At 70.8% G+C, this 22,670-nt stretch carries 21 protein-coding genes; 12 read left to right on the forward strand and 9 right to left on the reverse strand.

Going from position 1 to position 22,670, the window contains the following annotated elements:
* The first annotated feature begins 8 nt into the window (after positions 1–8).
* Complete coding sequence (locus ACODT0_RS18090; protein WP_479670098.1) at positions 9–353, forward strand: zinc ribbon domain-containing protein; 345 nt, start codon at positions 9–11, stop codon at positions 351–353.
* A gap of 250 nt (positions 354–603) precedes the next feature.
* On the forward strand, positions 604–954 hold the full coding sequence (locus ACODT0_RS18095; protein ID WP_057593112.1) for a hypothetical protein: 351 nt from the start codon (positions 604–606) through the stop codon (positions 952–954).
* A gap of 66 nt (positions 955–1,020) precedes the next feature.
* Here the strand turns inward: ACODT0_RS18095 and ACODT0_RS18100 are convergent, their stop codons facing one another.
* From ACODT0_RS18100 to ACODT0_RS18115, 4 genes are read right to left on the reverse strand one after another with little or no spacing between them, the layout of a single operon-like run.
* Positions 1,021–2,142 carry an NAD(P)/FAD-dependent oxidoreductase gene (locus ACODT0_RS18100; protein ID WP_489041902.1) on the reverse strand — a complete coding sequence of 374 codons (1,122 nt, stop codon included), beginning with the start codon at positions 2,140–2,142 and terminating at the stop codon, positions 1,021–1,023.
* A gap of 5 nt (positions 2,143–2,147) precedes the next feature.
* Positions 2,148–3,125 (reverse strand): Bug family tripartite tricarboxylate transporter substrate binding protein, encoded by a 978-nt coding sequence (locus ACODT0_RS18105; RefSeq protein ID WP_489041903.1) that lies wholly within the window; start codon positions 3,123–3,125, stop codon positions 2,148–2,150.
* Between the two features lie 46 nt (positions 3,126–3,171).
* Positions 3,172–3,864, reverse strand: coding sequence for an RraA family protein (locus ACODT0_RS18110; RefSeq protein WP_413763177.1), 693 nt, complete (start codon positions 3,862–3,864; stop codon positions 3,172–3,174).
* Positions 3,861–4,865 (reverse strand): hydroxyacid dehydrogenase, encoded by a 1,005-nt coding sequence (locus ACODT0_RS18115; protein WP_489041904.1) that lies wholly within the window; start codon positions 4,863–4,865, stop codon positions 3,861–3,863. The genes ACODT0_RS18110 and ACODT0_RS18115 overlap by 4 nt, the downstream gene beginning before the upstream one ends.
* Before the next feature lie 91 nt (positions 4,866–4,956).
* Between ACODT0_RS18115 and ACODT0_RS18120 the strand changes: the two genes are divergently transcribed.
* Genes ACODT0_RS18120 through ACODT0_RS18130 form a run of 3 tightly spaced genes read left to right on the forward strand, consistent with a single transcriptional unit; the run spans position 4,957 to position 8,176 of the window.
* Entirely contained in the window at positions 4,957–5,892 is a 936-nt protein-coding gene (locus tag ACODT0_RS18120) for a LysR family transcriptional regulator (protein WP_057593116.1), read from the forward strand.
* 11 nt (positions 5,893–5,903) lie between these two features.
* Positions 5,904–7,199: an aspartate carbamoyltransferase gene (locus tag ACODT0_RS18125; protein ID WP_489041905.1), complete on the forward strand. Its 1,296-nt coding sequence runs from the start codon at positions 5,904–5,906 to the stop codon at positions 7,197–7,199.
* Between the two features lie 44 nt (positions 7,200–7,243).
* Complete coding sequence (locus ACODT0_RS18130; protein WP_261207153.1) at positions 7,244–8,176, forward strand: MurR/RpiR family transcriptional regulator; 933 nt, start codon at positions 7,244–7,246, stop codon at positions 8,174–8,176.
* Here the strand turns inward: ACODT0_RS18130 and ACODT0_RS18135 are convergent.
* On the reverse strand, positions 8,163–9,017 hold the full coding sequence (locus ACODT0_RS18135) for an HAD-IIA family hydrolase (protein WP_296736983.1): 855 nt from the start codon (positions 9,015–9,017) through the stop codon (positions 8,163–8,165). The genes ACODT0_RS18130 and ACODT0_RS18135 overlap by 14 nt on opposite strands.
* A gap of 193 nt (positions 9,018–9,210) precedes the next feature.
* Between ACODT0_RS18135 and ACODT0_RS18140 the strand changes: the two genes are divergently transcribed.
* The 7 genes from ACODT0_RS18140 to ACODT0_RS18170 all read left to right on the forward strand — a co-directional run bounded on the left by ACODT0_RS18140 (position 9,211) and on the right by ACODT0_RS18170 (position 17,285).
* Positions 9,211–10,146: a phosphate/phosphite/phosphonate ABC transporter substrate-binding protein gene (locus tag ACODT0_RS18140; protein WP_489041906.1), complete on the forward strand. Its 936-nt coding sequence runs from the start codon at positions 9,211–9,213 to the stop codon at positions 10,144–10,146.
* A 50-nt stretch (positions 10,147–10,196) separates the two neighbouring features.
* Complete coding sequence (locus ACODT0_RS18145) at positions 10,197–11,015, forward strand: phosphonate ABC transporter ATP-binding protein (protein ID WP_082321850.1); 819 nt, start codon at positions 10,197–10,199, stop codon at positions 11,013–11,015.
* Positions 11,012–12,043: a phosphonate ABC transporter, permease protein PhnE gene (gene phnE, locus ACODT0_RS18150; protein ID WP_296736979.1), complete on the forward strand. Its 1,032-nt coding sequence runs from the start codon at positions 11,012–11,014 to the stop codon at positions 12,041–12,043. The genes ACODT0_RS18145 and phnE overlap by 4 nt, the downstream gene beginning before the upstream one ends.
* Positions 12,044–12,190: 147 nt before the next feature.
* A complete protein-coding gene (locus tag ACODT0_RS18155) occupies positions 12,191–12,391 on the forward strand; it encodes a hypothetical protein (RefSeq protein ID WP_057598534.1) in 201 nt (66 codons plus the stop codon).
* Positions 12,392–12,443: 52 nt separating this feature from the next.
* Positions 12,444–14,699 carry a phosphocholine-specific phospholipase C gene (locus tag ACODT0_RS18160; protein ID WP_261207165.1) on the forward strand — a complete coding sequence of 752 codons (2,256 nt, stop codon included), beginning with the start codon at positions 12,444–12,446 and terminating at the stop codon, positions 14,697–14,699.
* A gap of 31 nt (positions 14,700–14,730) precedes the next feature.
* Positions 14,731–16,770 carry a YadA family autotransporter adhesin gene (locus tag ACODT0_RS18165; RefSeq protein WP_489041907.1) on the forward strand — a complete coding sequence of 680 codons (2,040 nt, stop codon included), beginning with the start codon at positions 14,731–14,733 and terminating at the stop codon, positions 16,768–16,770.
* A gap of 65 nt (positions 16,771–16,835) precedes the next feature.
* Entirely contained in the window at positions 16,836–17,285 is a 450-nt protein-coding gene (locus ACODT0_RS18170; RefSeq protein WP_489041908.1) for a DUF3592 domain-containing protein, read from the forward strand.
* Between the two features lie 3 nt (positions 17,286–17,288).
* Here the strand turns inward: ACODT0_RS18170 and ACODT0_RS18175 are convergent, their stop codons facing one another.
* From ACODT0_RS18175 to ACODT0_RS18190, 4 genes are all read right to left on the reverse strand, one after another.
* Complete coding sequence (locus tag ACODT0_RS18175; RefSeq protein WP_489041909.1) at positions 17,289–19,562, reverse strand: glycoside hydrolase family 3 N-terminal domain-containing protein; 2,274 nt, start codon at positions 19,560–19,562, stop codon at positions 17,289–17,291.
* A gap of 95 nt (positions 19,563–19,657) precedes the next feature.
* Positions 19,658–20,632, reverse strand: a complete 975-nt coding sequence (locus ACODT0_RS18180) for a tripartite tricarboxylate transporter substrate binding protein (RefSeq protein WP_489041910.1) — start codon at positions 20,630–20,632, stop codon at positions 19,658–19,660.
* Positions 20,633–20,668: 36 nt separating this feature from the next.
* Positions 20,669–21,646 (reverse strand): D-2-hydroxyacid dehydrogenase, encoded by a 978-nt coding sequence (locus ACODT0_RS18185; RefSeq protein WP_489041911.1) that lies wholly within the window; start codon positions 21,644–21,646, stop codon positions 20,669–20,671.
* Positions 21,643–22,602: a Bug family tripartite tricarboxylate transporter substrate binding protein gene (locus tag ACODT0_RS18190; RefSeq protein ID WP_489041933.1), complete on the reverse strand. Its 960-nt coding sequence runs from the start codon at positions 22,600–22,602 to the stop codon at positions 21,643–21,645. The genes ACODT0_RS18185 and ACODT0_RS18190 overlap by 4 nt, the downstream gene beginning before the upstream one ends.
* Positions 22,603–22,670: the final 68 nt, after the last annotated feature.

A 22,670-nucleotide genomic window follows, 5' to 3' on the forward strand; every position in this document is an offset into this window, starting at 1 on the left:
GAAGCCGCATGCCCACCTACGACTACGACTGCGCACGCTGCGGCGGCTTCGAGGCGCTGCGCCCCTCGGCGCTGCGCGACGAGCCCGCCGCCTGCCCCGACTGCGGCGGCGCCTCGCCGCGCGTGCTCTCGGCCGCACCGCGCCTCGCGCTCATGGCGGCCGACACGCGCCTCGCGATGGCCACCAACGAGCGCGCAAGGCACGAGCCCGCGAGCTCGCGCGACTACGCGCGATTGCGCCATCCATCGGGCTGCGGATGCTGCTCGACGAATGCGCGCCGCGGTGCCACGGTGACCGCGTCGAACGGTGCCAAGTCGGCACCGTCGCGGCGGCCCTGGATGATCTCGCATTGAGGATTTGGCAAGTTTTCATGCATGCGTCGGAGGCATGCAAAGGATGCGTGAAAGTAGTTCTTTCGGCCGATCTCCCTATGAAGAGGGTAGATTCGGTGGCCCGCTCGCATGCGTGAAACTTGCCCAAAACTTTATTGATTGTTTCGAAACGGCGAACGCCGTGATTCTTTTTGCGGTGATTCAAAAGGGTCGAACAGGATCAAACTTCTCCTCACGGACAAACCACCGTTCAACCTGAAGGAGATACCAAATGACCGCCTCGAAGATCCTCGCCGCCGTTGCCGTTGCCCTGCTTGCCGCCACCGGCGCACATGCCGAAACCTATGACGGCGTCCACACCGTGCACTCCACCGTCTCGCGTGCCGAAGTCGAATCGCAAGCCGTGGCCGCCGCCCGTGCCGGCGACGCCTACAGCGAAGGTGCCACCGCCGGTGCGCAACCCTTCAGCTCGACCGCCGATCGCTCGGCCGTCCGTGCCGAAGCCGTTGCCAAGGCCCACGATCCGCTGCAAAGCCTGGACCGCCGCGCCTTCTACCGCGACGAAGTGCCGCAAGCCTACAAGAAGCCCAGCGTGTCGTTCACGCGCCAAGCCGGCCTGTGAGCCAGCGCCGCAGCCATGGCACCTCGGGTGCCGACAGGAACGGGCCTTCGGGCCCGTTTTTTTTGTCTAGCCCATCGCCGACACCAGCCCCGCCACGTGCACGCCCAGCGCGAGCGAAGCGGTCAGCCCCGGCGACTCGATGCCGAACAGGTTGACCAGTCCGGGTATCCCGTGCACCCGCGGCGTCTGGATCACGAAGTCCGTCGCCGTGTTGTGCATCGACGAGCCCGGTCCCGCGAGGCGCGGGCGGATGCCGGTGTAGCCGGGCTGCAGCTCGCCGTCGCGCAGGCCGGGGTAGTAGCGGCGCACCGCGGGATAGAAGACCGCTTCGCGCGAGGCATCGAAGCCGTAGTCGACGCCGTCGCGCCAGCCCAGGTCGGGGCCGAACCGGCACTGGCCGCCGAGGTCCAGCGTCACGTGCGCGCGCAATGCGCCATCGCGCCCCGCCGGGTACACGAGATGGCGGAACGGCGACGGCCGCGCGAGCGAGAAGTAGTGGCCGATCGCGTGGTACAGCGGCGGCACCCGTTCGGCCGGCATGCCCTCGATGCGCGAGGCGACCGCCTGCGCACCCAGGCCGGCGGCGTTCACCACCGTGCCGCACAACACGCTCGTCTCCTCGGCGCCGCCCACGTCGAGCACGATGCCGTCCGCGGTCGGGCGCGCGGCCAGCACGCGGCTGTGCAATGCGAGCGCGGCGCCCGCGCGTTCCGCATCGCCCAGGTACGACAGCATCAGCGCGTGGCTGTCGACGATGCCGGTCGAGGGCGAATGCAGCGCGCCCACGCACGCCACCTCGGGTTCCATCTCGCGCGCCTCGGCCGCGCCGATGAGGCGCAGGTCGGTCACGCCGTGCGCCGCGCCCAGCTTCAGGTAGTTGTCGAGCTCGGGCAGCTCGGCGTCCTCCACCGCCACGATCAGCTTGCCGATGCGCCGGTGGCCGATGCCGCGCTCGGCGCAATAGGCGTACAGCGCGGCCTTGCCGGCCACGCACAGCCTTCCCTTGAGCGAGCCCGGCGCGTACGAGAGACCCGCATGGATCACCTCCGAGTTGCGCGCGCTGGTGTGCGTGCCGATGGCGTGCTCGGCCTCGAGGATCACCACCTCGCGCCCGGCCAGCGCGAGCGAGCGCGCGATCGCGAGGCCCACCACGCCGGCGCCGATCACGGCGCAGTCGATCCGGTCCATGCGCTTCAGTCCAGCTTGATGCCGGCGTCGCGGATCAGCGCGCCCCACTTGGCGTGCTCGGCGCGGATGTAGGCATCGAACTGCTGCGGCGTGCCGGTGACGGGGACGCTGCCTTCCAGCGCGAGCTTGTCCTGCACCTCCTTGCGCGCCACCACCTTCACCACGGCGGCGTTGAGGCGCGCCACCACGTCGGCGGGCAGTCCGGCCGGACCGACCAGCCCGACCCAGGTCGTCGCCTCGAAACCCGGGAAGCCCTGCTCGGCCACCGTGGGCACGTCGGGCAGCGCGGGCAGCCGCTGCGCCGAGGTGACGGCCAGCGCGCGCGCCTTGCCGCCCGAGAGCTGCGGCATCACCGACACGCTGCTGCCGAAATACAGGCCGATCTGTCCGCCCAGCAGGTCGGTCATGGCCGGGCCCGCGCCCTTGTACGGCACCTGCAGCACCTGGAGGCCCGCGCGGCGCGCGAGCATCTCGCCGGCCAGGTGGCCGACCGTGCCGCTGCCGGCCTGCGCGATGCTGAACTGGCCCGGCCTGGCCTTGGCGGCCTTGACGAAGTCGGCCAGGGTGCGCAGCGGCGAGTCGGCGCGCACCGCCAGCACCACGGGCTGCGCCGCCACTTCGGCGATGGGCGTGAAGTCCTTCAAGGCGTCGAAGGGCATCTTCGGATAGAGCCAGGGGTTGATCGTGAGGTTCGAGGTCTGCCCCATGCCGATGGTGTAGCCGTCGGGCGCGGCCTTGGCCACGGCGTCGAGGCCGATGTTGCCGGCGGCGCCCGGCTTGTTGTCGATGACGACCGTCCAGCGCTCGAGCACGGTGAGCCGCTCGGCGATCAGGCGCGAGGTGGCGTCGGTGCCGCCGCCCGGCGTGAAGGGCACCACCAGCCGCAGCGGCTTCTGCGGCCAGTCGTTCTGCGCGCGCGCCATGCCGGCGGCCGGGGCCAGCGCGGCGAGGGTGGTGGCCTGCAGGAAATTTCTTCGGTCCATGTCTTGTCTCCTTGGGTTCTCGTGGCTCTCTCGGCGGGGGCGGGGCTCAGACCGGCAGGCCCTTGGCGCGCAGCACGGCGTCGAAGCGCTCGGGATCGGCGGTGCCGGCGCGGTTGGCCTCGCGGATTGCCGCCTCGCGGGCCAGGTGCGCGCGCGTCTTCTCGAGCACGCTCGCGGCTTCGGCGGCCGGCACGGCGATGACGCCGTCGGCATCGCCCACCACCAGGTCGCCCGGCAGCACGACCAGGCCCGCGCACGAAACGGGCACGTTCACCTCGCCCGGGCCGTCCTTGCTCGGGCCGCGGTGCGTGTGGCCGCGCGCGAAGATCGGCATGCCGTCCCCGGCCCACTCGCACAGGTCGCGCACCGCGCCGTCGATGACCAGGCCGGCCAGCTGTCGCGCGATGCAGGTGGTGCGCATCAGCCCGCCGACCAGCGCCTGCGTGAGGTCGGCGCCGCCGTCGACGACCAGCACGTCGCCCGGCGCGACCATCGTCAGCGCCTTGTGGATCATCAGGTTGTCGCCGGGCCGCACGCGCACGGTGACGGCCGGGCCGCACAGCACAGTGTCGAGCCGCGCGTGGTACTGGCGCAGGCCGACGGTGCCGATGTGGCGGCTCATCACGTCGCCGATGGCGGCCACGGGCAGCGCGCGAAAGGCATCGACGATGGCGGCATCGGGGCCTGCGGCGCGTGGGTTGATGCGGTAGCCGGGCGGCCAGGAAAGGGGCGTGGTCATGCGTTGACTCCGTGGGCGGGGATGGAGGAGGAAAGGACCTGCGGGTTCACGCAGGCCGAGGGATCGGCGGGACGGCCCTGCAGCCAGCCGAGCACGTTGCGCGCGGCGCCTTCGGCCATGGCCGCGAGCGCGGCCGGCGTGGAGCCGCCGACGTGCGGCGTGAGCACCACGTTGGGCAGGGCCGCCAGCGGGCTGTGCGCGGGCAGCGGCTCGTCGGCCATCGTGTCGAGGCCGGCGGCGTGCAGGTGGCCGCTGCGCAGCGCGTCGACGAGCGCGGCCTCGTCGACCACCTCGCCGCGCGCCGTGTTGACGAGGATCGCGCCGCGCGGCAGGGCCGCGAGCTGCGCCGCGCCCAGCATCCGGTGCGTGCGGCGGTTGAGCGGCACGTGCAGGCTCAGCACCTCGCTCAGCGGCAGCAGCGCCTCGACCGAGGGCAGCATGCGCACGCCGGCCACCGGGGCCGCGCCTTCGCCGATCGCGGGATCGAACGCGGCCACCCGCATGCCCAGCGCCAGGCCCACGCGCGCCACGCGCTGGCCGACCTGGCCGAAGCCGACCAGGCCCAGGGTCCGGCCCTGCAGCTCGACGCCGTCCTGCGCACGCGACCAGCGGCCCTCGTGCAGCTCGCGGTCCATCCAGCCGATGCGGCGCGCGGCGGCGAGCATCAGGCCCAGCGTCATCTCCGCCACCGAGGGCGCGTTGGCGCCGGGCGTGACGTAGACCGGGATGCCGCGCGCCGTGGCGGCCTCGACGTCGATGTTGCTCACGCCCACGCCGTGCTTCGAGACCACCTTCAGCGTGGGACAGGCGGCGATGGCCCGCGCCGACAGCGGCACGGTGCGCGAGACGACCGCGTCGACGGGTTCGCTGGCCATCAGGCGTTCGACCTCCTCGGCGCTGTCCGCGTGCGTGAGGTAGAGGATGCGCGCGCCGGCCGCGGCGAGCAGGTCGGTGCCGGCCTTGGCCAGGCGCGGCGCGGTCACCAGGACGGTGGGCTTCATGGGTCTCCTTGCGATGCGGGGCGGATTCTCGAAAGCCCAACTCATTCCGTCCAATCGATAATGTTCATTCAATGATTCCTCGGAGCTATGAATGGACATCCAGCTGCGCGACCTGAAGTACTTCGAGGCGGTGGCCGACGCGGGCCATCTGGGCCAGGCCGCCGACAAGCTCGGCCGCACCCAGCCCGCGCTCACCAAGGCCGTGCAGCGGCTCGAGGAAGCCTTCGGCAGCGCGCTGTTCGAGCGCAAGGGCCGCGGCATACAGCTCACCGCCGTGGGCGAGGTGCTGCTGGCGCGCGCGCGGCTGCTGCGCGGCGCCACCGAGGAGGCGTTGCGCGAGGTCAGCGATTTCGCCAAGGGCAACGCGGGCCACGTGCGCATCGGCAGCGGCCCCATCGCCGCGGAGCACGTGCTGCCCGAGGTCTGCAACCTGCTGCTGGCCGAGGCCGGCGACACGCGCATCGACATCACCGTCGCGCCCAGCATGGCGCTGCGCGAGCGGCTGCGCGAAGGCGCCATCGACCTGCTGATCGGCCTCATGCCCGAGCACGACCCGGCCTTCGTCACGCATTCGATCGTCGAGGACGTGGTGGTGGTCGCGGCCAGTCCGCAGCACCCGGTGTTCGACATGCCGCGGCCCACGATGAAGGCCCTGCTGCAATGGCGCTGGGTGCTGCCGGCCGATCCCATTCCCAGCCGCCAGTGGCTCGATGCGACCTTCCAGTCGCGCGGGCTGCCGCTGCCGACCGTGCAGGTCAACGCCAACTCGATCCCGCTGCTGCCGCGGCTGATCTCGCGCACCGACCTGCTGAGCTTCCTGTCGCGCCACACGCTGGGCGCGGCGGGGCGCGAGGGCACGCTGCGCGAGGTGCCGCTCAAGGAAACCACGCTGCGCCGCCACTTGGGTGTCACCTACCGCAAGGAGGGCTATCTGTCGCCCGCGGCGCGGCGGCTGGTGACGCTGCTGCGCAGCGAAGGCGAGCAGCTTTTTTCCACGGCGTTGTCGAAATATACGCATTGCGTATAAACTCGCGGCCCATGAACATGCCGCAACAGGTGCTCCTCCGCGACGCGATGCGTCAGCTCAACATGACGCGCGACGCCTTCGCCGAGCGCATCGGCAGCCGGAGAAGGGCGCTCGATGCCTGGCTGCTGCCCGACGAGTCGAACGAATTCCGGGCCATGCCCGAAGTCGCGCGGCGCTTCGTGAGCGAGATCCTGGCCTCCAATGGGCGGCCCAGAGAATATACGCAGAGCGCACAGGATGGCGCGCTGCGCCGGTCGCTCCATGTCGACGGTGCGCAGCACCTGCTGTCGGTGGCCCAGTTCGACCGCGAGGCCATCGATGAGCTGTTCCGGCTCGCCGACGTGATGCAGCCGATCGCGCGCCGCCGCAAGGTCAGCCGCGTGCTCGAGGGCGCGGTGCTGGCCAACCTGTTCTTCGAGGCCAGCACGCGCACGCGCGTGAGCTTCGGCGCGGCCTTCTGCCGGCTCGGCGGCTCGGTCTGCGACACGACGGGCTTCACCTTCTCCTCGATGGCCAAGGGCGAATCGATCCGCGACACCAGCCGCGTGATCAGCGGCTATGCCGACGCGATCGTGGTGCGCCATCCCGAGCAGGGCTCGGTCGCCGAATTCGCGCGCGCCACCAACGTGCCGGTCATCAACGGCGGCGACGGCCCGGGCGAGCATCCGAGCCAGGCGCTGCTCGACCTCTACACCATCCAGCGCGAGTTCTCGCGCCTGGGCAAGCTGGTCGACGGCGCGCATGTCGCGATGGTCGGCGACCTCAAGTACGGCCGCACGGTGCATTCGCTGATCAAGCTGCTCGCGCTGTACCGCGGCCTGAAGTTCACGCTGGTCGCGCCGCCGCAGCTCGCGATGCCGGCGGAGATCGTGGCGCTGGTGAGCCGCAACGGCCATGTGGTGGAGACCGCCACCGCGCCGGCGCGGGCGCTGGCCGGCGCCGACGTGGTCTACGCGACGCGCATCCAGAAGGAGCGCTTCGCGCACGACGAGGTGCTGGAGGGCTTCGACCAGGCCTTCGCGATCGACCGCGCGCTGGTCGATGCTTCGTGCCGGAAGGACGTGGTGCTGATGCATCCGCTGCCGCGCGACGGCCGCCCGGGCTCGCACGACTTGAGCACCGACCTCGACAACGATCCGCGGCTGGCGATCTTCCGCCAGACCGACAACGGCATCCCGGTGCGCATGGCGATCTTCGCCACGCTGCTGGGCGTGGACAAACTGGTGAGCCGCTCGATGCGCGACGCGGCCTGGACGCCGCCCTCGCACATCGGCCCCGACGACAGCAGCTTCCACGGCCTCGACTGAGGGATGCGCGAAACCGCCATCGAGCGCGGGTAAGCTCGCCGCCCATGAAGCGCAACTCCACCGCCAAGTCCACCAGCGTCACCCCCGCGCCCAACGGCAAGGCCTCGGCCGCCGATGCCTCCGGTGGCGCCCCGGTGTTCGCGGTGCTCGCGCGCATCGAGACCCTCTGGTCCTCGCTCGGCCCGGTGGGCCAGCGCATCGCCGACTTCATCGTGAAGAATCCGCGCGAGGTGGTCCACATGTCGGTCAGCGAGGTGGCCGAGCGCACCGGCTCGAGCGAAGGCAGCATCGTCGGCCTGTGCAAGAACCTCGGCGCCACCGGCTTCCAGCAGATCAAGATCGCGCTCGCGCAGGAGATCGTGCGGCCGGTGCAGTTCATCCACGAGGACCTCGATCCGCAGGACGCGGCCGACGCGGTGATCCGCAAGATCTTCCAGAGCAACGTGCAGACCCTGCACGACACGCAGGCCACGCTCGACGCCGGTTCGATGGAGCGCGCGGTGAAGCTGCTGCGCGATGCCGAGCGCATCGAGATCTACGGTATCGGCAGCTCCGCCACCATCGCCGAGGACGCGCACTACCGCATGCTGCGCATCGGCCTCAACGCGAAGGTGGTGGTCGATTCGCACGTGCAGGCGATCAGCGCCTCGCTCACCGACTCGCGGGTGGCGGTGCTGACCATCTCGCACTCGGGCAGCACGCACGAGACCGTGACCGCGACGCGGCTGGCCAAGGAGGCCGGCGCCTCGACCGTGTGCATCACCAACTTCGGCAAGTCGCCGATCCAGGCCTTCGCCGACGTGCTGCTGTTCACCATGGCGCGCGAGACCAACTTCCGCACCGAGGCCATGACCAGCCGGCTCGCGCAGCTCGCGATCATCGACGTGCTGATCGCCTGCCTGGCGCTGTCGGACTACGACACCTCGGTGCGCACGCTGCGCCAGACCTTCGACGTGCTGTCGCTCAAGCGGTACTGAGGCGGCTGCGCTCGGTCGGCCGCGCGGGCAGGGCGGTCACCTCGGCCGTGGCGCGCGCATGCAGCAGGCCGGCGACCGAGGGCGCCACCGCCTCGGGCGCGGTGCCGACCAGCAGGCAGGCCATGCCCAGCCGCGCGGCGCCCGCGGCATCGGTGGCCGGGTTGTCGCCGATCACCACCGTGCTCGCGGGCTCGGCGCCCAGGCAGCGCAGGCCCTCCTCGAACAGCAGCGGCTCGGGCTTGCCGACGATGCGCCAGGGCTGCGCGCCGCTGGCCGTGAGCACGGCCGCGAGCAGCGAGCCGGTCTCGGGTACCACGCGGCCATGCGGGCCCGGATGGGTGGCGTCGGCGTTCGTGACCACCAGCCGCGCGCCGCGCAGCAGCTCGTTGGCCACCGCGCCGAGCCGGGCATGGCTGAAGCGCATGTCGAGCGCGAGCAGCACGAATTCGGCCTCGGACGCGACCAGCCGGAAGCCGAGCGCGCGCGCATGGCGCTGCAAGGCGGGCGTGCCCACCACCATCAGCCGCGCCGTGGGGTGCTGGCGCGCGAGCAGGCTCACGGCGAGCTCGCCGGCCAGCACGATGCGCTCGGGCGGCGCGCGCAGGCCGAGCCGGCGCAGCCGCAGCGCGAGGCCCTGGGCGGTGTGGGTCGAGTTGTTCGACACGATCGCGAAGCGGCCCTCGAAACGCTCGAGCAGCTCGGCCGCGCCGTCGATGGCCTCGTTCTGGCGCACCAGCGTGCCGTCGAGGTCGAGCAGCAGGTGGCGCGCCTGCGCGAGCGGTGCCAGGTCCGCTGCCGCGGGGCCTCCCGGCGCCCGGGTCTTGGATGCGATGTTCTTCATGGATCTCCGGTTCGGGCCATCGGGGGAGCGGGGTGTCCTGGCCGTGGGGCGGGATTGTATTGAACATTGCTCAGTTGATTGCTAATTTTCAAATGAGCTTATTTCATTTGCTTGTCATCTTCGACTTCTAAAGTTCAACGCAACCGAGCGAGGCACTCGCCCGAGAAACGCCCCCGAACCGAAGGAATCGATCATGAAGAAACTCCTGGCCATCGCCGCCGCCGCGGTCTCGTTCAGCACGCTGCTGGCCCTCCCGTCCCATGCCCAGTCCGTGGCCGACGGCTCGCGCGAACATCCGCTGCGCGTGCTGCTGATTCCCGCCGACGGCGGCACCGAGTCGGGCACCAAGGCCGACTACGCGCCGGTGTTCAACGCCATCACGCGCAGCACCGGCCTGAACTTCGACCTCAAGGTCGGCCAGTCCTATGGCGCCGTGGTCGAGGGCATGTGCAACCAGCTCGCCGACATCGCCTTCTTCGGCCCGGTGTCGTACGTGCAGGCCCACAAGCGCGGCTGCGCGCAGCTGCTGGCCGTGGGCGTGGAGAAGGGCGCCTCGGTCTACTACGCCGGCATGTTCGCCAAGGCCAACGCCCCGATCGCTTCGATCAAGGACCTCAAGGGCAAGCGCGTGGCCTTCGGCGACGTGAACTCGGCCTCGAGCTTCACCTTCCAGGTCGCGATGCTGCTCGACGCCGGCATGGACCCGGCCAAGGACCTGTCGGCGATCCGCATGACCGGCAGCCACGCCAGCAGCCTGGCGGCGCTGGTGCAGGACCAGGTCGACGTGGCCTCGCTCTCGTTCGACTCGTACGAGAAGGCGGTCAAGCAGGGCGCGGCCGATCCGAAGACCATCAAGGTGATCGCCAAGAGCATGGCCATTCCCTATCCGCCGCTGGCGCTGAACTCCAAGCTGCCCGAGGCGCTGAAGACCAAGCTCAAGGACGCCTTCCAGACCGTGAACAAGGCCCCCGGCGTCACGCCCGACATGATCCGCGGCTACGGCGGCGGCAAGATCGACGGCTACGACACCAGGTTCTCCGAGGAGGAGTTCAACGTCGCCGCCGAGAAGCTGGGCCTGCTGACCGACGACCTCAAGGGCCGCATCCTCGCCAAGGCGGCCGAGCGTTGATCGCCGGCGATCGCACGCACGCCGCAGAGTCCGCCGCCGGAAGCACGCCCATGCTGCAGTTCGAATCGGTCGCCATGCGCCACCCCGACGGCACGCGCGCGCTCGGCGGCGTCTCGCTCGAGGTGCCGGCGGGCCAGTTCTGCGTGGTGCTGGGCGCCTCGGGCGCGGGCAAGTCGACCCTCTTGCGCACCGCCAACGGCCTGGTCGTGCCCACGCAGGGCACGGTGCGGGTCGAGGGCGTGCGCATCGCGGCGGGCTCGCTGGCGCGCGTGCGTCCGCGCATCGGCATGATCCACCAGCAGTTCAACCTGGTGCTGCGCTCGAGCGTGGCCGAGAACGTGCTCGCCGGCGCCTTGCCGGCCCTGGGCACCTGGCGCGCTTTACTCGGCCTGTTCACCGACGCGCAGCGGCGCAAGGCCTGCGAACTGGTCGAGTCGGTGGGCCTGGGCGAGGAGCACCTGCTGCGCCGCGTGAGCGAGCTCTCGGGCGGCCAGCAGCAGCGCGTGGGCATCGCGCGCGCCTTCATGCTCGATCCGCCGCTGGTGCTGGCCGACGAGCCGGTGGCCAGCCTCGATCCGCAGACCAGCCATGACGTGCTGTCGCTGCTGCGCCGGCAGGCGCGCGAGCGCGGCACCACGGTGCTGTGCAGCCTGCACCAGGTCGAACTGGCCTGCGAGTTCGCCGACCGCATCGTGGCCTTGCGTCGCGGCGTGGTGGTGTTCGACGGCGCGCCGCGGATGTTCCAGCCGCAGGTCTTCGATGCGATCTATGGCCGCGACGATGCGGCCCCCGCGGCCCGGCCGTCGCCGGCCGGCGAGCCCGAGGCGGCGCTGCCGCTGCATGCCGGTGCCCTGGAGCTCGCGCGATGAACACGATCCCGACGACCCCCGAGGCGCGTGCGTCGCGCCCGGCCTCGGCCTGGGACCTGCCGCGGCCCTTCGGCACGCGCACGCTGCTCGTGCTGCTGCTGGTACTCGTGGCGGGCTTCTTCGCGGGCCAGCGCGTGGAACTGGGCCGCATGCTCTCGCTGACCGGCGAGGGCGTGCTCGCCGCGGTGGGCCTGCGCGACGACTCGCAGGTGCTCTCGGGGCTGGGCTCGATCGCGCGCTCGCTGTTCCCGCCGCAGATCTCCGAGCAGACCGAGGTCGCGCGCATCGAGGGCTTCGACCGCAACCGGCTGCCCTGGTTCTCGCGCGTCGAGACGATCGAGACGCACGAGCCCAAGCTCAATCCCCAGACCCTGCAGATGGAAGACCGCGTCGAGCGCCGCGAGGTGCTGGTCGAGCCGCTGGGCTACCTGTGGCACGTGGCGGTGAAGATGCTCGAGACCTTCGAGATCGCGGTCTGGGCCACGCTGATCGCGATCGTGCTGAGCGCGCCGCTGGCCTGGTGCAGCGCGAGGAACTACGCGCCCAACCGCCTGGCCTACGGCCTCGCGCGCAGCGTGGTCGGCCTGTTCCGCGCGGTGCCCGAGCTGGTGAGCGCGCTGTTCCTGGTGCTGGCCTACGGCTTCGGCCCGATCGCCGGCGTGCTGGCCCTCGCGCTGCATTCGGCGGGCTTTCTCGGCAAGTTCTACGCCGAGGACATCGAGACCGCCGACGACAAGCCGCAGGAGGCGCTGCGCGCCATTGGCGCCAGCAAGCTCAAGGTGATGCGCTTCGCGGTGCTGCCGCAGGTGATGCCGCAGTTCATCGCCTACACGCTCTACGTGCTCGACCGCAACGTGCGCATGGCCACCGTGGTCGGCCTGGTCGGCGCGGGCGGCATCGGCCAGGAGCTCAAGGGCCGCTACGACATGTACAACTACGCGCACGTCGGCACGATCCTGATCGCGATCTTCCTGACCGTGCTGGTGCTCGACCGCGTCGCCGCCCGGCTGCGCAGCCGCTATGGCTGAGCCCTGAGTCCGAGCGGGCACCGCGTGCGCGGCGCCCGCTTCCTTTCCCCGCCTCTCGTCCGAACTCTCGCGCGGCCCGTCCGCCGCGCGGAGCGGCCTCGGCCGCGCCTTCGTCTCCCATCTCCCTCGATCCGAAAAGGAACCCTCATGAAAACAGCATCTTCCCGGTACGGCCTCGCTGCGGCAGGCCTTCTCCTGTGCCTGAGCCTCGCCGCCTGCGGCGGCGGCGGTGGTGGGGGCGGCGGCCTGCCGTTCCTGCCGCCGGGCCAGACCCCGCCGGCCGGCGACGGCAACAACAACGGCAACGGCAACCCGCCGGCCCAGCCCGCGCTCAAGTGCGCGCCCTGAGCCCGCGCCTTCGTCCCGACATCCCTTCGCCCCCGCGTTGAAAGAACCTCCCATGAACACCCCCTCCCGTCGCGATTTCTTCCGCAAGTCGGCCGGCGCCATCGGCGCGGCCTCGGCCCTCACCATGCTCCCGCCCGTGATCCGCAAGGCACTGGCGGTCGAGGCCGCCGTCGACACCGGCACCATCCAGGACATCAAGCACATCGTGATCCTGATGCAGGAGAACCGCAGCTTCGACCACTACTTCGGCACCCTGAAGGGCGTGCGCGGCTTCGGCGACCGCTTCCCGATCCCGCTGGCCAACGGCAAGTCGGTGTTCTTCCAGCCCGACGTGACCGCCGGCGCGCCCGAGATCCAGCCCTTCCGCCGCGACTCCACGATCGCCAACGCGCTGATCGGCTCGGGCGCTCCGCACAACTTTCCCGACCAGCAGGCGGCCTGGGCGCAGGGGAAGATGGACCGCTGGATCCAGTTCAAGAACCAGGTGACGATGGGCTACTACCTGCGCGAGGACATCCCGTTCCAGTTCGCGCTGGCCGATGCCTTCACGATCTGCGACGGCTATCACTGCTCGATCCTCACGGGCACCGATCCCAACCGCATCGTGTTCTGGTCGGGTTCCAACTTCAATCCCGAGCTGCGCAAGAAAGGCATCAACAGCACCGACACCGATTCGGAACCCGTCAACTCGCGCTGCTGGCCGAGCCCGTCGAACTGGGTCGCTGGCCGCGCGCAGGAGACCGACGGCACCGGCCAGAAGGACCCGACCACGGGCGCCTACAACTACAAGTACGTCAACAACGCGTTCAAGTGGGACACGCTGCCCGACGTGCTGCAGAAGAACGGCATCAGCTGGCACATCTACCAGAACATGAACAACAACTGGACCGGCGCCATGAACGGCTGCCTGGCCTTCCAGAGCTTCCGCACCGCGCAGCCCGGCTCGCCGATCTACCAGCACGGCCTCACAGGCGGCCCCGCCGCGGCCGACGGCGCCACCAACTTCCTGGCCCAGCTCAAGCAGGACGTGATGAACGACACCCTGCCGCAGGTCTCGTGGGTGCTGCCCACGCAGGCGCTGGCCGAGCACCCGGGCAGCAGCGAGGGCGTGGCCGGCGCGGCCGACTTCATCGCCGACGTGCTGGGCGCGCTGACCTCGAACCCCGCGGTCTGGAGCAAGACGGCGCTGTTCGTGACCTTCGACGAGAACGACGGCTTCTTCGACCACCTCGCGATGCCCGCGGTGCCTTCGTACGACGCCAACGGCAACCTGATGGGCAAGTCCACCGTGCCGCTGGACGGCGAGTACTTCGACGCCTCGGTCGGCAGCTACCTCACCGCCGCCGACACCGTGAGCGGAAAGATCCGCCCCTGGGGCCTGAGCTCGCGCGTGCCGATGTACGTGGTGTCGCCGTGGAGCAAGGGCGGCTGGGTCAACTCGCAGGTGTTCGACCACACCTCGATGGGCCGTTTCCTCGAGAAGCGCTTCGGCATCACGATCGACGCCATCAGCCCCTGGCACCGCGCGGTCTGCGGCGACCTCACGAGCTGCTTCGACTTCGTGAGCCCGAACGACCCGGTGGTGCCCAAGCTGCCCGACACCAGCGGCTACCCCGCGATCAACCTGGCGCAGAAGGCGCTGGGCAACACCGGCGTCATCACCAAGGCTCCCAGCCCCGCGAAGCCGCTGTTCCAGGAGACCGGCACGCGCTTCTCGCGCGCGCTGCCCTACGAGCTGCACACCAGCGCGCGCGTCGAGGCGCGCGGCCTGGTCTCGCTGATCTTCAGCAACACCGGCGAGCAGGGCGCGGTGTTCCACGTCTACGACAAGCTGCACCTGGACCGCATCCCGCGCCGCTACACGGTGGAAGCCGGCAAGCAGCTGCAGGACTACTGGGACACCGGCGCCACCGATGGCGGCAAGTACGAGCTCTGGGTCTACGGCACCAACGGCTTCGTGCGCAGCTTCAGCGGCGACGCGATGGCCTCGAACTCGGCCGCCTTCAAGCCCGAGGTGCAGGTCTGCTACGACCCGGCGGCCGGCAATGTCTACGTGAAGGTGCACAACAACGGCAGCGCCGACGGCACGGTGACCGTGCAGTCGAATGCCTACCGCACCGACGGTCCCTGGACCCTCAAGGCGCCGAAGGGCGACATGGGCACGCTGCACTGGGAGCTCAAGGACAGCGGCCACTGGTACGACTTCACCGTGACCGCCGACAACGTGGTGCGCCGCTTCGCGGGCCGGGTCGAGACCGGCAAGCCCGGCGTGAGCGATCCGGCGATGGCGATGCACCTGCAGGGCTGAGCGCGCCTTCCAACCGACGAGGAGAAACACCATGAAGAAGAACAAGCGCATGCCGCGCGGCGCGAGCCTGCTCGGCGCATCGCTCGCCCTGGCCGCGATCTGCGGCCCGGCCCTGGCGCAGACGGTGCCTGTGGTCTGGGACCCGGCCAAGGCCAACCTCGGGATCGGCACCGGTGCCGGCACCGGCGTCACCGGCAGCAACAACCAGGCGATCGGCGAGGGCGCGGGCAAGACGGTCAACGGCAGCGGCAACCAGGCCATCGGCCAGAACGCCGGCAACAACGTGACCGGTTCCACCAACCAGGCCATCGGGCAGGGCGCCGGCAGCAACGTCACCGGCACCAGCGACATCTCGATCGGCCTGGGCGCCGGCAACAACGTCAGCACCAACTGGAACCTCGCGATCGGCAACAACGCCGGCACCAACGTGTCGGGCGGCAATGCCAACGTGGGCATCGGCTTCGAGTCGGGCCAGAACGTCAAGGGCGGCTGGAACCAGTCGATCGGCCGCAGCGCGGGCGACAACGTCACCGGCGACCACAACAACGCCACCGGCTTCCATGCCGGCAGCGGCGTGACCGGCAGCGACAACAACGCCACCGGCACCAACGCCGGCATGACGGTGACCGGCAGCAACAACAACGCCATGGGCAACGGCGCCGGCAACAAGGTCACGGGCAGCGACAACACCGGCATCGGCACCAATGCCGGCAGCAACGTGACGGGCAGCAACAACGTGTCGCTCGGCGAGGGCGCGGGCAACAACGTCGGCACCAACTGGAACCTGGCCATCGGCGAGGGCGCGGGCAGCAACGTGTCGGGCAAGAACGCCAACCAGGCGATCGGCTACTACGCGGGCACCAACGTCAACGGCGGCTGGAACCAGACCATGGGCCGCAGCTCGGGCCAGAACGTGACCGGTGACTACAACAACTCGACCGGCTACGCGGCCGGCTCGAACGTCACCGGCAGCCGCAACGACGCGACCGGCCAGAACGCCGGCCAGAACGTGACCGGCAACGACAACGAGGCCTACGGCACCGGTGCCGGCAGCAACGTCAAGGGCAACGGCAACCAGGCCTACGGCACGGGCGCGGGCAACAACGTCAACGGCAGCAACAACCTGTCGATGGGCCAGGGCTCGGGCGCGGGCGTCACGGGCGTGGGCAACCAGGCCTCGGGCATGCAGGCCGGCGCGGGCGTCTCGGGCAACAACAACATCGCCACCGGCCAGGCCGCGGGCGGCGGCGTGCAGGGCAGCAACAACCTGTCCTCGGGCACGATGGCGGGCCAGGCGGTCAGCGGCAACTCGAACCTCGCGCAGGGCAACAGCGCGGGCCAGCACGTGCGCGGCAACGACAACATCGCGATCGGCTCGGGCTCGGGCGCCTACGTGAGCGCGAACCAGACCGCCTCGATCGGCGCCGGCGCGCGCGCCAGTGCCGACAACGCGCTGGCCATCGGCACCAATGCGCAGGCCTTCGAGGACTCGGGCGTGGCGATCGGCAACGGCGCGACCGTGAACCATGCGAACAGCGTGGCGCTCGGTGCCGGCAGCGCGACCACGCGCGGCGCGCTCGCCAACTACACCGCCATCGGCATGGCCGGCGTGCAGTCGTCGCTGGGCGAGGTGGCGCTGGGCAACCGCCAGATCACCGGCGTGGCCCCGGGCAGCGCGCCCACCGACGCCACCAACGTCGGCCAGGTGCAGGGCATGGTGAAGGAGGGCGTGAGCCAGGCCAATGCCTACACCGACACCGTGGCCGCGCAGGGCCTGCCGATCGGCAAGGCCTACACCGACCTCACGGCCAGCCGCCTGCAGGGCCAGATCGACGACACGGCCCGCCGTGCCTACGCCGGCATCGCCAGCGTGGCCGCGATGGAGGCCGCGCCGATGGTGCCCGGCAAGATCAGCTACGCGGTGGGCCTGGGCAACTACCGCAGCGAGAGCGCGATCGGCGGCTCGCTGCGCCACACCTCGCAGGACGGCCGCTACAGCGTCACGCTCGGCGTGGGCGCGAGCAGCTCGGGCGTGGTGACGCGCGTGGCGCTCACGGGCGTGTTCGACTGAGGGCGCGGGTGGAGAGGAGGCCCTGCTATAACGCAGCGGTCTCCCCGCAACCCGCCGTACCCCTCATGCACAACACGTCGCTGACGCTGCTCAAGTGGATCTTCATCGCCGTCGGCCTGGGCCTGCTGGTCATCGCGATCGTGGTGCCCAACGAGGCCAAGTGGCTGCTCACGCTGCTGGGCCTGATGTTCGCGGGCGTGGGCGGCGGCATCCTGTTCGTCGGCGAGCGCAATGCGAAGCGCGCGGCCTGGCTGCTGCAGCACGGCCAGCGCATCGATGCCGAGCTGCGCGAGGTCGAGCTCAACACCACGTTCCAGGTCAACGGCCGGCATCCCTACCGCGCCATCGTCGAGGCGCGCGCCGGCTTCGGGCGCGAGCTGCGGCAGTTCCGCAGCGCCAACATCTGGTTCGATCCCACGCGGCACCTGAGCGGGCGCCGGATCGCGGTCTACGTCGATCCCGCGAATCCGAAGCGCTACCACGTGGACCTGTCGTTCCTGCCGCCGCGCGGCTGAGCTTCAAGGCACCAGCGCGAAGCGCGCGTGCAGCCCGCCCACGGCCGAGGGCGACACCCACAGGTCGAAGTCGCCGGGCTCCACGGTGGGCCGCAGGTCGCGGCCGATGAAGGCCAGGTCGGCCGCGCGCAGCGCGAACTCGACCTGCACCGAGGCACCGGGCGCGATGCGCAGCTTGCGGAAGTCCTTGAGCTCGCGCACCGGCCGCGTCACGCTCGCGGTGCGCTGCGCGATGTAGAGCTGCACCACCTCCTCGGCCTCGCGCTGGCCGGTGTTGGTGACGGTGGCGCGCACGCGCAGCGTGCCGTCGGCCATGGACAACCGTTCGCTGTCGAGCGCGACGCCGTCGTAGCGCACCGGCGCGAAGCCCAGGCCGAAGCCGAAGGGATAGAGCGCCTCGTTGGGGGTCTCGATGTAGCGCGTCTTGAAGGCGGTGCCGGGCGCGTCGCTCGGCAGCGGCCGGCCGGTGCGCTTGTGGGCGTAGTAGTAGGGCACCTGTCCCGCCGCCTGCGGAAAGCTCACCGGCAGCCGGCCCGAGGGGTTGAAGTCGCCGAACAGCACGTCGGCGATCGCGTGGCCGGTCTGCACGCCGAGGAACCAGGTCACGAGGATCGCGCGCGCATCGCGCACCACCGGCGGCAGCGCCATCGCGCGGCCGTTGCTCAAGAGCACGACGATCGGCTTGCCGGTGGCCGCGACCGCCTCGGCCAGCGCCTGCTGCACCAGCGGCAGGCCGATGTCGGCGCGCGAGCGCGACTCGCCCGACATGCGCTCGCCTTCGCCGATGGCCAGCACCACCACGTCGGCCTGGCGCGCCGCGGCCACCGCGGCCTCGATGCCGCCGGGCAGCAGCGACTCGACGTTCGAGCCGCGCGTGACCGTGAGCGACGCCGCGTCGCCGAGCGCGGCGCGCAGGCCCTGGTCGATGCCCACCGGCGCGCTCTGGCCCGGGAACAGGCTCCAGGCACCCAGCAGGTCCTGCGTGCCCGAGGCGAAGGGGCCGATCAGCGCGACCTTGGTGCCGGTCTTCGCGAGCGGCAGCAGCGCGCCCTCGTTCTTCAGCATCACGATCGAGCGGCGCGCGCTCTCTCGCGCCAGCGCGATGAAGGCCGGGTCCTCGGCGCGCTGCGCGGCCGGCGGGCCGTCGAGGCCGCGCATCGGCTGGTCGAACAGGCCCAGCCTGAGCTTGGCGTACAGCACGCGGCGCACCGCGTCGTCGAGCCGCGCCATCGGCACCTCGCCCGCGGCCACCAGGCCCGGCAGCTCGCGCATGTAGAGGCCGCTCTGCATGCTCATGTCGGTGCCCGCGAGGAAGGCCTGCTTCGCGGCCTCGCGGCCGTTGGCCGCGTAGCCGTGCGCGATCAGCTCCTCGTCGGCCGTGTAGTCCGACACCACGAAGCCGCGGAAGCCCCACTCGCCGCGCAGCACGCCGGTCAGCAGGGCCGGGTTGGCGGTCGAGGGAATGCCCGAGATCTCGTGGAAGCCGCTCATCAGCGACAGCGCGCCCGCGTCGAGCGCGGCGCGGAATGGCGGCAGGTAGACCTCGCGCAGCGTGCGCTCGGAGATGTCGACGGTGTTGTAGTCGAGCCCGCCCTCGGCCGCGCCGTAGCCCGCGAAATGCTTGGGCGTGGCGAGCAGCGCATCGGCGCGCGACAGGTCGTCGCCCTGGAAGCCGCGCACGCGCGCGGCGGCGAAGCGGCTCGCGAGCAGCGGGTCCTCGCCCACGCCCTCGATGCCGCGGCCCCAGCGCGCATCGCGCGCGATGTCGACCATGGGCGCGAAGGTCCAGCGGAAGCCGTCGGCGCTGGCCTCGACCGCGGCCGCGCGCGCGGTGCGCTCGGCCAGCGCGGGTTCCCAGCTCGCGGCCTCGGCCAGCGGCATCGGGAAGATGGTGCGAAAGCCGTGAATCACGTCGGCGCCGAAGATCAGCGGAATGCCCAGGCGCGATTCCTGGACCGCGATGCGCTGCAGCTCGCGCTTGCGCGTCAGGCCCTCGTTGTTGAAGAGGCCGGTCACGCGGCCCGCGCGCACCTCGTCGGCCTCGAGTTGCGCATTGCGCCGGTTGGCCTGCGGGTTGCCGGGGATGTTGGTGTCGGCCGGGCCGTAGAGGCTCAACTGGCCGACCTTCTCCTCGACCGTCATGCGCGCGATCAGCGCTTCGATGCGCGGATCGGTGGCGGCCGGGGCGGGCGAGACGGGGGACTGGGCGGAGGCGAGGAGGCTGGCGAGGAGACCGAGGGCAAGAAAGAGGAGCGGGGCTTTTTTTCCGACGTGCATGGGCGCCCATTCTGCAGACATCGCCCGCCGCGGCCGCAAGCGGGTTTCCGCCCTGACCGTAGGGCGATGTCCGACCCGTTCACACGAGCCGTGGGCTATTCGGCCGTCGCGCCCGATTCCTTCGCCACCTTGACCCACTTGGTGGTCTCGCTGCCGATGAAGGCCGCGAGCTCGGCCGGCTTCATGTGGCCGGCCGTCACGCCCTGTTCTTCGAAGCGCTTCACGACATCGGGTTGCTGCAGTGCGCGCGCGAGCTCGACATTGAGCCGCTGCACGATCTCGGGCGGCGTGCCGTGCGGTGCCATCAGCGCGAACCAGGTCGTCATGTCGTAGCCCTTGAGGCCGGCTTCGTCGAGCGTGGGTACGCCGGGGTAGGCGGGCGAACGCGCCCTGGTGGTGACGGCCAGCGCATGCACCTTGCCGGCCTTGATGTGCGGCGAGGCCGAGGGGCTGGTCTCGATCGCCATCTGGATCTGGCCGCCCATCAGGTCGGCCATCATCGGCGCGCCGCCCTTGTAGGGCACGTGCACGATCTCGGTCTTCGTCATCGCGCGGAACAGCTCGCCCGAGATGTGCTCGGTGCTGCCGTTGCCGGCCGAGCCGAAGTTGACCTTGCCGGGATTGGCCTTGATGTAGGCCACGAGTTCGGCCACGGTCTTCGCGGGCACCTTGTCGTTGACGATCAGCACGTTGGGCGTGGAGGCCACCAGCGCCACCGGGTCGAAGTCGCGCTGGAAGTCGTAGGCCAGCTTCTTGTAGAGGCCCGGCGCGATCGCATGCGCGATGGTGGCGAGGAACAGCGTGTAGCCGTCGGCCGGCGCCTTGGCCGCGAGGGTCGCGCCCACGGTGCCGCCCGCGCCGCCGCGGTTGTCGACGATCACCGGCTGCTTGAGCGATTCCGACAGCTTCTGGCCCACGGTGCGCGCGACGATGTCGGTGGTGCCGCCCGCAACGAAGGGCACGACGAGGGTGATGGGCTTGCCCGGCCAGTCGGCGGCGAGCGCGGGCAGGGTGCCCGCGGCGAACAGCAGGGTCGCGAGGGTGGTGTGGAGGAAGGCTTGTCTTTTCATGGTCGTGGGATCTTGGTGTTGTTATGAAGAGGGTGGTCAGGCCACCCGGTTCAGCAGAGGAAGGCCGGCGTTCCAGCGCCGCAGGTTGTCGAGGAAGAGGGCGGCCACGCGCGCCTCGTTGCCGTCCGAATGGCCGGCCGTGTGGGGCGTGACGATGACGTTCGGCAGCGACCACAGCGGCGAGTCGGCGGGCAGCGGCTCGTGCGCGAACACGTCGAGATAGGCCCCGGCGAGCGCGCCGCCGCGCAGCGCCTCGATCAGCGCGGGCTCGTCGACCACCTCGCCGCGCGCGACGTTCACGAGCCGCGCGCCCGGTGGCAGCAGCGCGAGCGCGGCCGCATCGACGAGCCCGCGCGTGCGTTCGGTCAGCGGACAGGCGAGCAGCAGCCAGTCGGCACGCGGCAGCACCCGGCCGATGTCCTCGAAGCGCACGCTCTCGATGGCGGGCGCCAGCGCTGCATGGTCACTGCTGCGCACCGAGACCACGCGCAGTCCGAGCGCCGACAGCAGCGTGCCCAGCCCCTGGCCGATCGGGCCCCAGCCCACGATCGCCGCGGTCTGGCCCGCGAGGTCGCGCGGCAGCCCGCTGCCCACGAGCGGCGCCCAGGTCTTCTCGCGCTGCGCCGCGAGCAGTTGCGGGAAGCGGCGCGCGAGCATCAGCACGCCGGCCAGCGCGGTCTGCACCACCACGCCCGCATTGGCGCCCGAGGAGGTCGTGACCTCGACGCCGCGCGCGCGCAGTTCGCCGTACACGGGCCGGTCGGCGCCCGAGGAATGGGCATGCACCCAGCGCAGCGAGGGTGCATGGCGCAGCGCGTCGTGGAAGCGCCGGGTGTGCGGCAGCAGCTCATGCTTGGTCGACAGGCCCGTGACGTCGCGCGAGACGAAGGCCACGTCGGCATCCCCGCCCTCGGCCACCACCACGTGCGCCCGGCCGGCCAGCGCCTCGGCCAGGCCCGTGCCCGCCTGGCGCGCGGCGGCCTCGGTCATGAGGATGCGCAGCGGCCCGCTCATTCGGCCGTCGCGCCCGACTCGCGAACGATGCTCTTCCATTTCTCGTACTCCTGCCGCGTGAACTTTCCGAACTGCTCGGGCGTGCCGCCCACCGGGTCGGCGCCCTCGCGGATCATCTGCGCTTCGAGCGAGGGCAGCGCGTCGTTGACCGATTTGTTGAGCAGCGCGATCACCGGCGCGGGCGTGCCCTTGGGCGCGAAGAAGCCGAACCAGGAGCCGGCCGAGAAGTCGCCGAAGCCCTTCTCGGCCACGGTCGGCACGTCGGGCAGCGAGCGCGAGCGCTTGAGGCTGCTGACCGCGATGGCGCGCAGCTTGCCCGCGCGGATGTGCGGGATCACCGAGGGAATGGTCGCGAACATGAACTGGATGCGGCCGGCGAGCAGGTCGGTGAGCGCGTTGGCGCCCTTGTAGGGCACGTGCAGCGTCTCGGCGCCGATGCGCTTGCCGAGCATGTAGCTCGACAGGTGCGAGGAGGTGCCGATGCCGGTCGAGCCGTAGTTGAGCTTGTTCGGGTTGGCCTTGGCGTAGGCGATGAATTCCTCGAGCGTCTTCGCGGGCACCTCGGGGTTCACCACCAGCACGTTGGGCACGTCGGCGATCTGCACCACGGGCACGAGGTCGCGCAGCGGGTCGTAGGGCAGGTTCTTGTAGAGCGTCTGGTTGACGGCCATCGGGCCCACCGAGTTGACGATCAGCGTGTAGCCGTCGGCCGGCGCGCGCACCACGAACTCGGTGCCGATGTTGCCGCCGCCGCCGGGCTTGTTGTCGATCACGAAGGGCTGGCCGAGCTTCTCGGACAGCTGCTGCGTGACGGCGCGCGCGAGGATGTCGGTGGTGCCGCCCGCGGTGAAGGCGACGACCACGCGCACGGGCTTGGCGGGATAGGCGGCCTGCGCCTGCGCGCGCGGCACGGCGCCGAGGCCGGCGGCCAGCAGCAGGGCCGCGGCCAGGCCCATGAGCGGTCGCGGCAGGAGGGAGGGCTTGTCTCGTTTCATTCTTGTGATCCTCTGGGGGTGGGTGGGCT

Source organism: Variovorax sp. FG153, assembly GCF_057809595.1.